This window comes from Enterobacter cloacae complex sp. 402C9, assembly GCF_050030745.1.
Taxonomy (GTDB): Bacteria; Pseudomonadota; Gammaproteobacteria; order Enterobacterales; family Enterobacteriaceae; genus Enterobacter; species Enterobacter intestinihominis.
Window position 1 is genome coordinate 611573 of sequence record NZ_JBLGUW010000001.1, and the last position, 13308, is coordinate 624880.

General features: G+C 59.3%; 13 protein-coding genes. 2 read left to right on the plus strand and 11 right to left on the minus strand.

The window, feature by feature from the left end; all coding sequences use genetic code 11:
• Positions 1 to 219: 219 nt before the first annotated feature.
• From ACQG1K_RS02910 to hpaG, 11 genes are all read right to left on the minus strand, one after another.
• Positions 220 to 477: an HTH domain-containing protein gene (locus tag ACQG1K_RS02910; RefSeq protein WP_022646951.1), complete on the minus strand. Its 258-nt coding sequence runs from the start codon at positions 475 to 477 to the stop codon at positions 220 to 222.
• 120 nt (positions 478 to 597) lie between these two features.
• Positions 598 to 1107 carry a 4-hydroxyphenylacetate 3-monooxygenase reductase subunit gene (locus tag ACQG1K_RS02915; protein ID WP_003856606.1) on the minus strand — a complete coding sequence of 170 codons (510 nt, stop codon included), beginning with the start codon at positions 1105 to 1107 and terminating at the stop codon, positions 598 to 600.
• Positions 1108 to 1124: 17 nt separating this feature from the next.
• Positions 1125 to 2687 carry a 4-hydroxyphenylacetate 3-monooxygenase, oxygenase component gene (gene hpaB / locus ACQG1K_RS02920; protein ID WP_063146387.1) on the minus strand — a complete coding sequence of 521 codons (1563 nt, stop codon included), beginning with the start codon at positions 2685 to 2687 and terminating at the stop codon, positions 1125 to 1127.
• A gap of 195 nt (positions 2688 to 2882) precedes the next feature.
• On the minus strand, positions 2883 to 3773 hold the full coding sequence (gene hpaA, locus ACQG1K_RS02925) for a 4-hydroxyphenylacetate catabolism regulatory protein HpaA (RefSeq protein ID WP_022646953.1): 891 nt from the start codon (positions 3771 to 3773) through the stop codon (positions 2883 to 2885).
• A complete protein-coding gene (hpaX, locus tag ACQG1K_RS02930) occupies positions 3745 to 5091 on the minus strand; it encodes a 4-hydroxyphenylacetate permease (protein WP_032625355.1) in 1347 nt (448 codons plus the stop codon). The genes hpaA and hpaX overlap by 29 nt, the downstream gene beginning before the upstream one ends.
• Before the next feature lie 21 nt (positions 5092 to 5112).
• Positions 5113 to 5910 (minus strand): 4-hydroxy-2-oxoheptanedioate aldolase, encoded by a 798-nt coding sequence (hpaI, locus tag ACQG1K_RS02935; protein ID WP_022646955.1) that lies wholly within the window; start codon positions 5908 to 5910, stop codon positions 5113 to 5115.
• Between the two features lie 10 nt (positions 5911 to 5920).
• Positions 5921 to 6724 carry a 2-oxo-hept-4-ene-1,7-dioate hydratase gene (gene hpaH, locus ACQG1K_RS02940; RefSeq protein WP_015572593.1) on the minus strand — a complete coding sequence of 268 codons (804 nt, stop codon included), beginning with the start codon at positions 6722 to 6724 and terminating at the stop codon, positions 5921 to 5923.
• 99 nt (positions 6725 to 6823) lie between these two features.
• On the minus strand, positions 6824 to 7204 hold the full coding sequence (locus ACQG1K_RS02945) for a 5-carboxymethyl-2-hydroxymuconate Delta-isomerase (protein ID WP_367074886.1): 381 nt from the start codon (positions 7202 to 7204) through the stop codon (positions 6824 to 6826).
• Positions 7205 to 7213: 9 nt separating this feature from the next.
• Positions 7214 to 8065: a 3,4-dihydroxyphenylacetate 2,3-dioxygenase gene (gene hpaD / locus ACQG1K_RS02950; RefSeq protein WP_024908288.1), complete on the minus strand. Its 852-nt coding sequence runs from the start codon at positions 8063 to 8065 to the stop codon at positions 7214 to 7216.
• Positions 8066 to 8067: 2 nt separating this feature from the next.
• Positions 8068 to 9534 (minus strand): 5-carboxymethyl-2-hydroxymuconate semialdehyde dehydrogenase, encoded by a 1467-nt coding sequence (hpaE, locus tag ACQG1K_RS02955; RefSeq protein ID WP_022646959.1) that lies wholly within the window; start codon positions 9532 to 9534, stop codon positions 8068 to 8070.
• Positions 9531 to 10808 (minus strand): 4-hydroxyphenylacetate degradation bifunctional isomerase/decarboxylase, encoded by a 1278-nt coding sequence (gene hpaG / locus ACQG1K_RS02960; RefSeq protein WP_063854308.1) that lies wholly within the window; start codon positions 10806 to 10808, stop codon positions 9531 to 9533. The genes hpaE and hpaG overlap by 4 nt, the downstream gene beginning before the upstream one ends.
• 268 nt (positions 10809 to 11076) lie before the next feature.
• On the opposite strand from hpaG, the gene hpaR reads away from it, so the two are divergent.
• The gene (hpaR, locus tag ACQG1K_RS02965; protein ID WP_154850072.1) at positions 11077 to 11517 is read left to right on the plus strand and encodes a homoprotocatechuate degradation operon regulator HpaR; all 441 of its coding nucleotides are present in this window, start codon (positions 11077 to 11079) and stop codon (positions 11515 to 11517) included.
• A gap of 83 nt (positions 11518 to 11600) precedes the next feature.
• Positions 11601 to 13265 (plus strand): methyl-accepting chemotaxis protein, encoded by a 1665-nt coding sequence (gene tsr, locus ACQG1K_RS02970; RefSeq protein ID WP_023305399.1) that lies wholly within the window; start codon positions 11601 to 11603, stop codon positions 13263 to 13265.
• Positions 13266 to 13308 lie beyond the last annotated feature (43 nt).

Sequence of the window (13308 nt, forward strand, 5' to 3'; positions counted from 1 at the left end):
AGTAAGACCTGGTTTTTTATGTAAAGAAAAAAGGGTCAGGGTTCGTTGTGAGGAGGTATTGATTAATGCTGGAGCGATCGTGCCAGATCCTCGCGCGTGTAAAGCACGGTAAATGGGTGAGTGGTTGAAAGCGATGCGTGAGCGGTCAAAAGCGAGGGTGAGTGGTTAAGGCTCACCCCCGGCGGGAGAAAATATGTGATTGAGATCACTGAGAATAATCTAGCCCTGCGGGGTTTCGTCGTTCGCATCAGGGCATTGCGTGCAGCGGCAGGGCTGATATGCGGGCAGCAGCTGATAGCGTCCTTTGCCGTCGTGTTCGATAATTGGGGAAAGGGCCTGTAGATCGCGGTACACCGTACGTTCGGTAATGCCAAATTTTTGCATCAGATCGCGGCGATTAACGCTTCCGTTGCGGTGCAGAGCAATAATGATGTCAACCAGACGCTCAGCCGAGCGGCTTCGGGGTGAAGGGGCCATAAGACTTTCCAGCGTTAAGGGGACGGCTGACGACGTCGTCAGCCGCCCCGAAAAATTTATCTTATGGATAGTTAACGGCGCACCTTTGCGGAAACCTTAGCGTTTTTTTGTGCAACGGGATCAAACCGCGGCTTCCATCTCCATCATCACCGGGTGGAAACGGCGTTTGAAGTAGATCAGGCCGTGCCCCTCGCTGCTGAGGATGATGTTCTTAATCTCCACCAGGTAGACCAGATGGGTACCGATGGTTTGCACCTGGGTTATCTCACCTTCCAGGCTTGCCAGGGCGCCTTTCAGCACCGGCTGCGCCAGCGGTCCTTTCTGCCAGCAGGAGAGAGCAAAGCGCTCCTCCATGGCCATGCCGGTCATCCCGGCAAAGTGGCGGGCCATGATCTCCTGCTCGTGGTTCAGCACGTTGACGCACAGTTTACCGTTGCCCTGGAAGACCGGGTTCATGGCGCTGTTGGCGTTGATGCAGACCATGACCGAGGGCGGGGTATCCGTGACCGAACAGACGGCGGTGGCGGTAATGCCGCAGCGGCCCGCATCGCCCTCGGTGGTGACCACATTCACCGCCGCCGACAGGCTGGCCATCGCGTCGCGAAAACGCAGGCGTTCTTCAGATTGCATTGAAACCTCCCGCTGCGTTATTTCAGCAGCTTATCCAGCATGTTGATATCAGTGTTGTTGTGCAGGTGCGGTACGGTCCAGCCGTGCTGATCGTACTCGGACATGCAGCGGTCAACCATCGCCATCATCTTGTCCATGTTGCCGGAGCTTTGCGCCTGACGCAGGCATTGCAGGCGGATCTCATCCTGGCTACCGGAGTAGTTGATTTCGTACAGCTCGTGACGTCCGCCAAACTCGCTGCCGATGGCATCCCACATCAGTTTCAGAATCTTGATGCGTTCGACGTGATCCATCCCGTTGGAGCCGCGCACATACTTCGCCAGATACTGGTCGATCTGCGGGTTGTTCAGGTCCCGCGCGCTGGACGGCAGGTAGATCAGCCCGGAGGTCACGTTGCGTTCGATGATGTTCTTGATTTTCGCGTAGGCCATTGGCGCCATCACGCGGTAGGTCTGTAACGCCGCGTGGTCAGGCAAGTACGCGCCGTTTACCCACGGCGTGGCTTCGGAGCACATGGAGTCGCTCAGCGCCCAGAACATGTTGCGCCACGCCACCACTTCGCCGAGATCCGCCTGCACGCCGCGGAACTCGAGGGTGCCGGTACACTCCAGCGATTTCTTCAGCAGAGCGGTGATGAAGTCGAGCTTCACCGCCAGACGCACGCAGGCCTGAAGCGGGTACATGCGGGCGAAGCCACCTTCCATCGTCCAGCGACGGCAGCGGTCGAAATCGCGGTAGATCAGCACGTTTTCCCACGGGATCAGCACATGATCCATCACCAGAATGGCGTCGTTCTCGTCAAAGCGGCTGGAGAGCGGGTAGTCGTACGGGGAGCCGGTCGCCCCTGCCACCATCTCGTAAGAGGCGCGGGAGATCAGCTTCACCCCTTCGGCATCCATCGGCGCGACGAACATTAGCGCGAAGTCCGGGTTTTCGCCCATCACCTGCGCAGAGCCAAAACCAATCATGTTGTAGTGGGTCAGCGCAGAGTTGGTGGCCACCACTTTCGCGCCGCTGACGATGATCCCGGCGTCGGTCTCTTTCTCCAGCTTGATGTAAACGTCTTTCACCTCGTCCGCCGGTTTATGGCGGTCGATAGGCGGGTTGACGATGGCGTGGTTAAAGTACAGGCCGGTTTCCTGAATACGGGTGTACCAGTTGCGGGCGTTCTGCTCGAACTGACCGTAGAAGGCAGGGTTAGCCCCCAGCGCGCAGCCGAACGCGGCTTTGTAGTCTGGCGTGCGGCCCATCCAGCCGTAGCTCAGGCGCGACCACTCGGCGATGGCGTCGCGCTGCTGGCGCAGATCGTCGGCGCTTTTCGCCACGCGGAAGAATTTATGGGTGTAGCCGCCGCTGCCGGTGTCGGTGCCCCAGCAGAGTGTATCCTGCATGTCTGGCTTGTGCAGGGCATCGTACATCTGGGCGATGGACGCCGCCGCATTGCGAAATGCCGGGTGGGTAGTAACGTCCTTAACGCGCTCGCCGTAGATATAAATCTCACGGCCATCTTGCAGGCTTTTTAAATACTCTTCACCGGTTAACGGACGTTTGGCATTAGCGCGGAAATCTTCAGGCTTCATAGGGACCTCGTATCGGAAGATGGTTGTTAAATTTATGTTTTGTTTTTGTTGTTTAATTGAAGCGTGAGAGGGGCGGAACGTGAAGGGACGATTGGGACAACGGCAGGTACTTTTCGGGTGGGATGTTGTTTTGTGATCTGTGCGGCTTTTCGGCGGGTGGCGCTGCGCTTACCCGCCCTACGAACCGTGATGCGTTCAGGAAACCGGTACTTTCTGCGCCCGGTATGCGCTGGGTGAGCACCCCGTCAGTCGGTTGAAAAAACGGGCGAAATAGGCCGGATCTTTAAACCCCAGTTGCCAGGCAATTTCGCTCACTGTGCTGTCGGAAAACAGCAGCAAGCGCCTGGCTTCCCGCAGCTGGCGGTCGAAGATCAACCGTTTCGGCGAGCGGTTGGCAAAGCGGCGGCAGATATCGGTCAGGCGGGATTCGGTAAGATGCAGTTCGCTGGCGTATTCCGGCACCGTCCAGTGCTCGTGGTAATGCGCATCTGTCAGCTGGTTAAAGCGCTGAAACAGCTTCAGCTCGCCGCGCATGCCGCCTGAAGCGTGGTCGTCGAGCTTCGCGTTGCGCAGCAGCAGGGTAAATACGGCCTGCGCCAGCAGGACCAGCGTATGCTCACGGCCCGGCAGCTGTTCCGTGGATTCCCGGGCAATGAGCTGCCAGTAATGCTTCAGCGCCGCCAGCTCGTCAGGCCTGTCGGCAAGCGACAGGCAGATCCCCGGCAGGCCGAACGCCTCCCGCGTGCCGGGGTAGAGCACTTCTAACAACGGCCAGATAAGATCCTCGCGCACCGTCAGCACGTGGCCGTCGCTGTCGGATTCAGTGATAAACGCGTGCGGCACCGACGGCGGTGTCAGAACGAACAGCGGCGCCTGCACCGAGTAGCGGTGGTCGTCGAGCTGCAGCTCAATCTGCCCGGTGTCGAGAAAATGCATCTGAAAATACTGGTCGTGGCGGTGCGCCTGCATGTCGCGGCCAAAAAAGGCCGCCATGCGGGCGAACGACTGGTAGTGCACATCGTCGGTGCCCAGACTTTCGTCGTACTCCTTGCTGATATCAATGTTGGCGATAGGGCTCTGGCACATGATCGTTCCTCTTTTGAACCCGCTGCGTCATCGGAATGCGCGTCAGCACCAGTGCGCCCACTACCAGCAGACCCGCCACGAACCACAGCCCCGAGCTGAAGCTGCCGGTCGCGTCGCGCAGAATACCAATCAGCAATGGGCTGACGGCAGACCCGACGTTGCCGATGGCGTTGATCACCGCCAGCGCCACCGCGCGGGATTGCAGGCTAATCACCTGGTCCGGCGTGGTCCAGAATATCGCCATGGCGGTAAACGATCCGGTTGAGGCCATGATGATGCCAAGCAGCTGGATCAGGCTGTGATCGGTCGCCGAGGCCAGCATCCATCCCGCCGCCGCAAACAGATACGGCAGGATGGTGTGCTTTTTTCGCTCTTTCAGCCTGTCGGAGCGGCGGCTCCACCAGATCATCCCGAGGATGGTGCAAAACTGCGGGATCGCCGCCAGCAGGCCAATCACGATATTGCTGCTGCCGGTGTTGAAGCTTTGCAGGATCTGCGGCGTCCAGATGTTGATCGCGCTCAGCGTATTCGTCAGGCAGAAGTAGGCCAGCGTGTAGAGCAGTACGGCGGGCGTCAGCACCTCGCGCAGCGTCGATCGCGGCGTGGCGACGTGCGCAATGGCCAGTTCCTGCTCGCGGGCGATCATCGTTTTGAGTGCCTGCTTTTCATCATCATCCAGCCAGGTGGCCTGATCCGGGGTGTCGTTAAGGTAGAACCAGGTCACCACGCCGAGCACCACCGACGGCAGCCCCTCCAACAGGAACAGCCACTGCCAGCCCTTCAGGTTCCACAGCCCGTCCATCGCCAGAATGTACCCGGAGAGGATCGAGCCGAGCATCATGGTCACCGGCATGGCGATCATAAACAACGCGTTGGCGCGGGCGCGGTGATACGCCGGGAACCACCAGGTGAGATAGACCAGGATCCCCGGCAGGAAACCGGCTTCGGCAATGCCCACCAGCATGCGCAGGACGTAGAGCGTTTCCGGGCTGGTGGCGAACATGGTGCAGGTAGAGGCGATGCCCCACACCACCATGATCCCGGCGATCCAGCGCCGCGCGCCGATTTTCGCCAGCATGATGTTGCTGGGGATCCCGCACAGCACGTAGGTGACGTAAAACAAGGTCGCGGCCAGGCCAAACATGGTCGACGTGAGGCCCAGATCTTTGCCCATCGTTAGCCCGGCAAAGCCGATGTTGATGCGATCGAGAAACGAAAAGACAAACAGGATAAAGAGAAACACGATCAAACGACGGAACAGCTTGTTGATAACGCGATGTTCTATAGCTTTCTTATCTTGCAGGGTAGAGGTCGTCATGCTGCGCTCCAGATCTTACGTTTAGTAGACGGATTTATTGTTATTAACTGACGTAACCGGTTGTTCGATAAAACGTGCCGCCAGCGCTTCCGCGCCGCGGGCGAGCAGGGTGGTGTCGACGCCGACGGCGACAAACAGCGCGCCGAGTGCAAGGTAACGTTTCGCCAGCTGCTCGTTCGCCATCAGGATGCCGGGCGCTTTACCGGCGGCGCGTATCTGCGCGATCGCCTGCTCAATGGCGGCCTGCACCTCCGGGTGCTGCGGATTACCGGCAAAGCCCATGTCGGCACTCAGATCCGCCGGGCCGATAAACACGCCGTCGACGCCGTCCACGTCCAGGATCTGCGGCAGGTTTTTTAACGCTCTTAGGGTTTCGATTTGCACCAGCACGCACATGGCGTCGTTAGCCTGATGCAGATAGTCCGGGATACGGTTCCAGCGCGACGCCCGCGCCAGCGCGCTGCCGACGCCGCGAATGCCCGCGGGTGGATAGCGGGTGGCGCTGACCGCCAGCCGCGCTTCGTCGGCGTTTTGCACCATCGGCACCAGCAGGGTTTGCACCCCCACGTCCAGCAGCTGCTTGATCTGCACCGGATCGTTCCACGACGGGCGCACCACCGGCTGGCTGGGATAAGGGGCGATGGCCTGTAGCTGAGTCAGAACGGTCTGTACGCTGTTCGGCGCGTGCTCCCCGTCGATCAGCAGCCAGTCAAAACCGGCCCCGGCCAATAGCTCAGCGCTGTAGCTGCTGGTTAGCCCCAGCCATAGCCCGATTTGCGGTCGGCCCGCTTTCAGCGCCGCTTTGAATGCGTTTTGCATGATCATCTCCTTACACAAAGCGGCAGCTGATGGAGCCCATGTTGCCGTAGTCGACGTGGAAGGTGTCGCCTCTGCTGGCGGCAACCGGGCGGGTAAACGAGCCGCCGAGGATGATCTGGCCTGGCTCAAGCTGCACGTCGTATGGCGCGAGTTTGTTCGCCAGCCACGCCACGCCGTTCGCCGGATGATTAAGGACGCCTGCGGCCACGCCGGTCTCTTCGATCACGCCGTTGCGGTAGAGCAGGGCGGAGATCCAGCGCAGATCCAGCTCGTCGGGTTTAATCGGGCGGCCGCCGAGGATCACGCCCGCATTGGCGGCGTTATCGGAGATAGTGTCGAATACCTTGCGCGGGCGCTGGGTTTCCGGGTCAACGTTGTGGCAGCGGGCGTCGATCAGCTCCAGGGCAGGGATGACGTAGTCTGTGGCGTTATAGACGTCGAAGATCGTGCAGTTCGGGCCGCGCAGCGGTTTTGCCAGCACGAAGGCCAGCTCCACTTCGATGCGCGGGACGATAAAGCGATCCACGGGAATGTCGCTGCCGTCGTGGAAGAACATATCGTCCAGCAGTGCGCCGTAGTCTGGTTCGCTGATCTGCGAGCTGGCCTGCATCGCTTTGGAGGTGAGGCCGATCTTGTGGCCTTTCAGCACGCGGCCTTCGGCAATTTTCAGGCTCACCCATTCGCGCTGGACGGCGTAGGCGTCTTCAATGGTGATCTCCGGATACTCAAGCGAGATCGCGCGGATCTGCTCCCGGGATTGTTCCGCCTGATGCAGGCGGTGGGCGATCAGGGTATGGGTGTGTTTGTCGAGCATGGCGATATCCTGTTGTTGCCGGGTGGCGCGTAGCGATCCCGGCCTACGTTCGAGCCGTTGTAGGCCCGGTAAGCGAAGCGCCACCGGGCGAGCAGACGGCTACTTAAACAACGCGTGCACGTTGTTCTGCTTGTAATTGAGCGTCGGGTGCAGCTCGTCGAGCTCGAAAGACAGCGCCAGATAGCGGGCGGTCATCAGCGCTGCAAAATGCGTTTTGATCAGCGCAAACAGCATTTCACCGACCTCTTCCCGGCTCTCCAGACTGCGCCCGGCGCCGATTTTGAGCGTCATATGCACAAAGGCGTAATCGTGCTTACCGTCCGCCATCTGCCAGGTATCGAGCCAGTGGGCGCGGCTGCGGATGCCGCCGAGAGGGAAGATGCCCGTGACGGCCAGCGCCTCGTTCACTTTGGCGAACAGCCCCGGCAGGTCGGCCTGCGCGCGGATGTTGTCGGTACATTCAGCAATAAAGTGCGGCATAACGACTCCTTATGCGGGCAGCGGGAAAACGGCGTTGACCTGGCCGGTGCCGGAGCTGGCGAACAGCTCGGTGAGGAACTCAACCTTGCCGTCGTATTTATCCCAGCCCAGCATCCCCAGCAGCATCACCGTGTCGTGCATGTTGCCCTCGCCGTAGCAGTAGTCGGCGTACTCCGGCAGCATGCTGCAAAACTCTTTAAACTGGCCTTCGCGCCACAGCTTGACCACCCGCTCGTCCATCTGACGGTCGAACTCGCGGGTATAGCTGTTCATCCCTTCTTCCGCACGCTGGTCGTCGATAAAGCGGTGCGACAGCGAGCCGCTGGCGAGCACCGCCACGGTGCCGTCGTACTTTTCGATGGCGCTGACGATCGCCTCGCCCAGCCTGCGGCTGTCGGCGAAGTCGTGAACCGTACAGAACGCCGAGATGGAGACCACTTTGAAGTGCTTATCCGCGTTCATGTAGCGCATCGGCACCAGCGTGCCGTACTCCAGCTTGAGGCTCGGGATGTTGTGCGCCTTGGCGCGCACGCCAAGCTTCACCGCTTCGTCGGCGATCAGCTGGCCGAGTTCCGGGTTGCCGTCGTAGTCGTAGGTCATGTCGCGAATAAAATGCGGCAGCTCGTTGCTGGTGTAGACGCCTGAAAAATGGTCCGCACAGTTGATGTGATACGCGCTGTTCACCAGCCAGTGGGTGTCGAAGACGATAATGGTATCGACGCCCAGCTCGCGGCAGCGCTTGCTGATCTCTTTATGCCCGTCGATGGCTGACTGGCGGCAGCCGTGGTTTTTGCCAGGCAGTTCAGAGAGATACATTGACGGCACGTGGGTGATTTTTGCTGCTAAGGCTAATTTTCCCATGATCAGATCCCCCATTTTGGAATAGGATGGTCGCCCATGGAGATACAGACGTTTTTCATCTCCGCGAAGACCTCGAAGCTGTACTCGCCGCCCTCACGCCCGGTGCCGGAGGCCTTCACGCCGCCAAACGGCTGGCGCAGGTCGCGCACGTTCTGGGTGTTGACGAACACCATGCCCGCTTCGATGTTGCGCGCCAGACGCAGCACTTTGCTGACGTCCTGCGTCCAGATGTACGACGCCAGGCCATACTCCACGTCGTTTGCCAGGCGCAGGCCTTCCGCTTCATCCTTAAACGGCAGCAGGCAGGCCACCGGCCCGAAGATCTCCTCCTGCGCCACGCGCATGCGGTTATCGACATCCGCCAGCACCGTCGGGCGCAGGAAATTGCCGCCTTTCAGGTGCGCAGGCAGATCGGTCGGTTTGTCCGGGCCGCCCGCCAGCAGGGTTGCCCCCTCTTCAATGCCGAGGCGGATGTAGCCGGAGACCTTCTCCCAGTGCTGCTTGCTGATCAGCGCGCCAATCTGGGTGTTCGGATCGGTCGGGTCGCCCACGCGCAGGCGGCTGGCGCGCTCGGCAAAGCGTTTGACGAACTCCGGGTAGATGCTCTGCTGGATGAAGATGCGCGAGCCGGCGGTGCAGCGTTCGCCGTTGATGGAGAAGATGGTGAACAGGGCGGCGTCCAGCGCGCGCTCAATGTCCGCGTCTTCAAAAATCAGCACCGGAGATTTGCCGCCCAGCTCCATGGAATACTTCTTCAGCCCGGCGTTTTTCATGATGTTACGCCCGGTGGCGGTGCCGCCGGTGAAGGAGACGGCGCGCACGTCATGATGACGCACCAGCGCGTCGCCCGCCGTGGCGCCATAGCCCTGCACTACGTTCAGCACGCCCGCCGGAATGCCCGCCTCCAGCGCCAGCTCGCCCAGACGGTCGGCGGTAAGCGGGGAGAGCTCGGACATCTTTAGCACCGCGGTGTTACCCAGCGCCAGGCACGGCGCGACCTTCCAGGTGGCGGTCATAAACGGCACGTTCCACGGCGACACCAGCGCACAGACGCCCACCGGCTGCACGAGGGTGTAATTGAGCATCTTGTCATCGACCGGGTAGGTTTTGCCGTTCATCTGCTGGCACACCTCGGCGAAGAACTCGAAGTTGTGCGAGGCGCGTGGAATGAGCACGTTTTTGGTCTGGTGGATCGGCAGGCCGGTGTCGGCGGTTTCCATGGCGGCAATGTCCGGCACGTTCTGGTCAATCAGATCCCCCAGGCGACGCATCAGGCGCGCACGCTCCTTCATCGGCAGGTTGGCCCATTTCGGGAACGCCTCTTTGGCGGCGGCAACGGCCTGATGGATTTCGGCTTCGCCGCCGGAGGCCACTTCTGCCAGCACCTCGCCGGAGGCCGGGTTAGTGGTTTGGAAGTACTCACTTCCGGCGACGTTTTTCCCGTTGATCCAGTGGTTAATCTTTTTCATTTTGCAGTCTCCTCACTGACAATTCGGTTTACCAGGCGGCCTACGCCTTCCACTTCCACTACCACCTCATCGCCCGGTACCACGTCGGACAGCCCCTTCGGCGTGCCGGTGGCAATCATGTCGCCCGGTTGCAGGGTCATGAAATCGCTCAGATACGCAATCAGGAATGGGATGCTGAAAATGAGATCGGCGGTGGTGCCTTCCTGACGCAGTTCACCGTTGACGTAGGTGCGAAGACGAAGGTTGTGCGGGTCAGGGATGGCTTCTTTTGGCACTACGTTCGGGCTGATGGGGGTCAGCCCGTCGCGGCTTTTCACCCGCAGGTTCGGGCGATAGTAGTTTTCGAGATAATCGCGGATGGCGTAGTCGTTGCACACCGTGTAGCCCGCAACATAGTCCATCGCCTCGGCTTCGCTGACCTTACGCGCGGTTTTACCGATGACCACCACCAGCTCGGCTTCGTAATGCATGTATTCAATGTTGTTTGGGCGCACCGAGGTCTGGTTGTCGCCATTAAAGGTGTTCGGCGCTTTGATAAACACCAGCGGCTCGGTGGGCGGTTTGAAGTCCAGCTCGCTGGCGTGATCGGCGTAGTTCAGGCCGAGGGCGAACAGCGTGGCGTGCGGCGGCGTGCGCGAAGCGATGGTAACGTCGCGTTCCTCCACCACCGGGTTTTCCAGCGGCGGAAATCCCTCTGCCAGAATGCGTACCCGATCGCCCGGGCGAATTTCGACGCGGCTTTGCGGGGTACCGAGCAATATCGCATCGCCGGGGTTCAGGGTGGCAAATTCGCTCAGGGCGCTCAGCAGTTCGGCGGCGTTGCGGTGCAGATCGGCCGTGTTCCAGTGGTCCGCTTCGCGACCGTTGATCTCGGTGATGATGGTCAGGTTGTCCACGTTATCAACGGCGACAGGTTCGCCGAGCGGGCAAAATCCATCCCGGCATTTGGCTTTAATAGCCGGGCGGTAGAAGCTCTCTTCCGGCAGGCTGATTTCGTTGGCCAGCGCGTAGCCGGCGATGTACGCCGCCGCCTCTTCAACGCGTACTTTGCTGGCGGTTTTGCCCACCACCAGCGCCACCGTTGCGCCGCTTAACACGGTTTCTCCCTGCGGGAAGGGAATCGGCTCGCCTGCGCGAATAACGGTGTTATGTGGCTTGATAAACCACACCGCCGTTTTTGGCGGCGCGTTATAGGGGGCTTTTTCAAACGCCTCAGCCCAGGCCGCACGCTGGCTCTGGTGGTTTAGCGCTACGGCAAAAACAGTACCTTTCATTCCCATACTCCTCAAACCGGCTGTCCGGTTTTGATTTCATTAATATGTTAATGATCTGGTTTTATGCTTTTGCTGTTCGTTTCGCAATCAGAAGTGAATAATTTGTGATATGAATAACAATAAATTTACACCAATGGGTTAATTATCATTTAAATCAATGTATTAAAAAAATGGCGTTGTTTCTGTTAGACTTTTTGGGTTACAACGTGTTGTCTATAAAAGCATCTGTTTTAAATTGTTTACTTGTTAGTGATGTAAGGGGAAGGTGATGCATGACTCATTAACCATCGCGCTGTTGCAGGCGCGTGAAGCGGCGATGGGCTACTTCCGCCCGATAGTGAAACGGCATAATCTGACCGAGCAGCAGTGGCGTATCGTCCGCGTACTGGCCGAGCATCCCTCCATGGATTTTCATGATCTGGCGTTCCGCACCTGCATTTTGCGCCCAAGCCTGACCGGCATTCTGACGCGGATGGAGCGCGACGGTCTGGTGCTGCGCTTAAAGCCGGTGAATGACCAGCGCAAGCTGTACGTATCGCTGACGAAAGAAGGCAACGCGCTGTACCATCGTGCTCAGGCTCAGGTGGAAGAGGCGTACCAGCAGATTGAGGCGGAATATACCCCGGAGAAGATGAAGCAGCTCACGGCGCTGCTGGAAGAGTTTATTGAACTCGGAAACCGACATATTGCCGCGCGGGACGAAGAGTAAAAACCCTAAAATCCAGGATGATTTTCGTAAAGTTTTCCCTTTCCAGGCCGAAAATTCTGTATCTGTCTGAGGAAAGAGAAAACATGTTAAATCGTATCAAGATTGTCACCAGCTTACTGCTGGTTTTAGCGATATTTGGCCTTTTACAACTCACATCCGGTGGTCTTTTCTTCAATGCCCTGAAGCATGACAAAGAGAATTTCACCATCCTGCAAACCATTCGCCAGCAACAATCCACCCTGAACGGTAGCTGGGTGGCGCTGCTGCAAACCCGTAACACCCTGAACCGCGCGGGTATCCGCTATATGATGGATCAGAACAATATCGGCAGCGGCTCAACCGTCGCCGAGCTGATGCAGATAGCCTCTGCGTCTCTGAAACAGGCGGAAAAAAACTGGGCGGATTACGAAGCACTTCCGCGTGACCCGCGTCAGAGCGACGCTGCGGCACTGGAAATCAAACGTAATTACGATATCTACCACGGCGCGCTGGCCGAGCTGATCCAGCTGCTGGGGGCGGGCAAGATCAACGAGTTCTTCGACCAGCCGACCCAGAGCTATCAGGATGGCTTTGAGAAGCAGTACGTCAGCTATCTGCAACAAAACGACGCGCTCTATCAGACCGCGGTTGAAGACAGCAACAGCTCTTACCGCCAGGCTATCTGGGTGCTGATTAGCGTGCTGGCTGCGGTGCTGGTGGTGATTGTTGCCGTCTGGCTGGGTATTCGTCAGGCACTGATTTCGCCGCTGAACCGTCTGATTGACAGCATTCGTCATATCGCCAGCGGCGACCTGGTGAAGCGCATCGACGTGGAAGGCTCCAACGAGATGGGTGAACTGGCTGACTCCCTGCGCCATATGCAGGGCGAGCTGGTGCGCACCGTGGGTGACGTGCGTAACGGCGCAAACGCCATTTACAGCGGTGCGAGCGAAATCTCGATGGGCAATAACGATCTCTCATCCCGTACCGAGCAGCAGGCTGCCTCTCTGGAAGAGACCGCCGCCAGTATGGAACAGCTGACCGCCACCGTGAAGCAGAACGCCGAGAATGCCCGTCAGGCGAGCAACCTGGCCCTGAGCGCGTCTGAAACCGCGCAGAAAGGCGGGAAAGTGGTGGATAACGTGGTGCAGACCATGCGCGACATCGCCGGCAGTTCGCAGAAAATCGCCGATATTATCAGCGTGATCGACGGGATTGCTTTCCAGACTAATATTCTGGCGCTGAACGCGGCGGTAGAAGCGGCACGTGCGGGCGAGCAGGGCCGCGGCTTTGCGGTGGTTGCAGGTGAAGTACGAAACCTGGCGCAGCGCAGCGCCCAGGCGGCTCGCGAGATCAAGAGCCTGATTGAAGACTCCGTGGGGCGCGTGGAGTTGGGTTCAACGCTGGTAGAAAGCGCCGGTGAAACCATGGGTGAGATCGTGAATGCGGTAACGCGCGTGACGGACATCATGGGCGAAATCGCGTCTGCGTCTGATGAGCAGAGCCGCGGTATCGACCAGGTGGGGCTGGCGGTGGCTGAGATGGATCGCGTGACCCAGCAGAACGCCTCGCTGGTGGAAGAGTCTGCGGCGGCCGCGGCGGCACTGGAAGAGCAGGCGAGCCGTCTGACGCAGGCCGTTGCGGTGTTCCGTATTCAGCAGGAACAGATGAAGGCGCGCGAGTTCGCCTCCGCGAAAAGCGTTGCCGCACCGGTAGTGGCGCGTAAACCGGCGACCGCAGATGCGGGCGATAACTGGGAAACGTTCTGACGTTGTGCGTTTCGCCGGGTGGCGGCTACGCCTTACCCGGCCT

Excerpts from the sequence above, each read along its gene's own strand:
- hpaR (WP_154850072.1), top strand. The coding sequence starts at position 11,077 with ATGCATGACTCATTAACCATCGCGCTGTTGCAGGCGCGTGAAGCGGCG.
- hpaE (WP_022646959.1), bottom strand. The coding sequence starts at position 9,534 with ATGAAAAAGATTAACCACTGGATCAACGGGAAAAACGTCGCCGGAAGT.
- tsr (WP_023305399.1), top strand. The coding sequence starts at position 11,601 with ATGTTAAATCGTATCAAGATTGTCACCAGCTTACTGCTGGTTTTAGCG.
- hpaA (WP_022646953.1), bottom strand. The coding sequence starts at position 3,773 with ATGTGCCAGAGCCCTATCGCCAACATTGATATCAGCAAGGAGTACGAC.
- hpaG (WP_063854308.1), bottom strand. The coding sequence starts at position 10,808 with ATGAAAGGTACTGTTTTTGCCGTAGCGCTAAACCACCAGAGCCAGCGT.
- ACQG1K_RS02915 (WP_003856606.1), bottom strand. The coding sequence starts at position 1,107 with ATGCAATCTGAAGAACGCCTGCGTTTTCGCGACGCGATGGCCAGCCTG.
- hpaB (WP_063146387.1), bottom strand. The coding sequence starts at position 2,687 with ATGAAGCCTGAAGATTTCCGCGCTAATGCCAAACGTCCGTTAACCGGT.
- hpaH (WP_015572593.1), bottom strand. The coding sequence starts at position 6,724 with ATGCTCGACAAACACACCCATACCCTGATCGCCCACCGCCTGCATCAG.
- ACQG1K_RS02910 (WP_022646951.1), bottom strand. The coding sequence starts at position 477 with ATGGCCCCTTCACCCCGAAGCCGCTCGGCTGAGCGTCTGGTTGACATC.
- hpaD (WP_024908288.1), bottom strand. The coding sequence starts at position 8,065 with ATGGGAAAATTAGCCTTAGCAGCAAAAATCACCCACGTGCCGTCAATG.
- ACQG1K_RS02945 (WP_367074886.1), bottom strand. The coding sequence starts at position 7,204 with ATGCCGCACTTTATTGCTGAATGTACCGACAACATCCGCGCGCAGGCC.
- hpaX (WP_032625355.1), bottom strand. The coding sequence starts at position 5,091 with ATGACGACCTCTACCCTGCAAGATAAGAAAGCTATAGAACATCGCGTT.
- hpaI (WP_022646955.1), bottom strand. The coding sequence starts at position 5,910 with ATGCAAAACGCATTCAAAGCGGCGCTGAAAGCGGGCCGACCGCAAATC.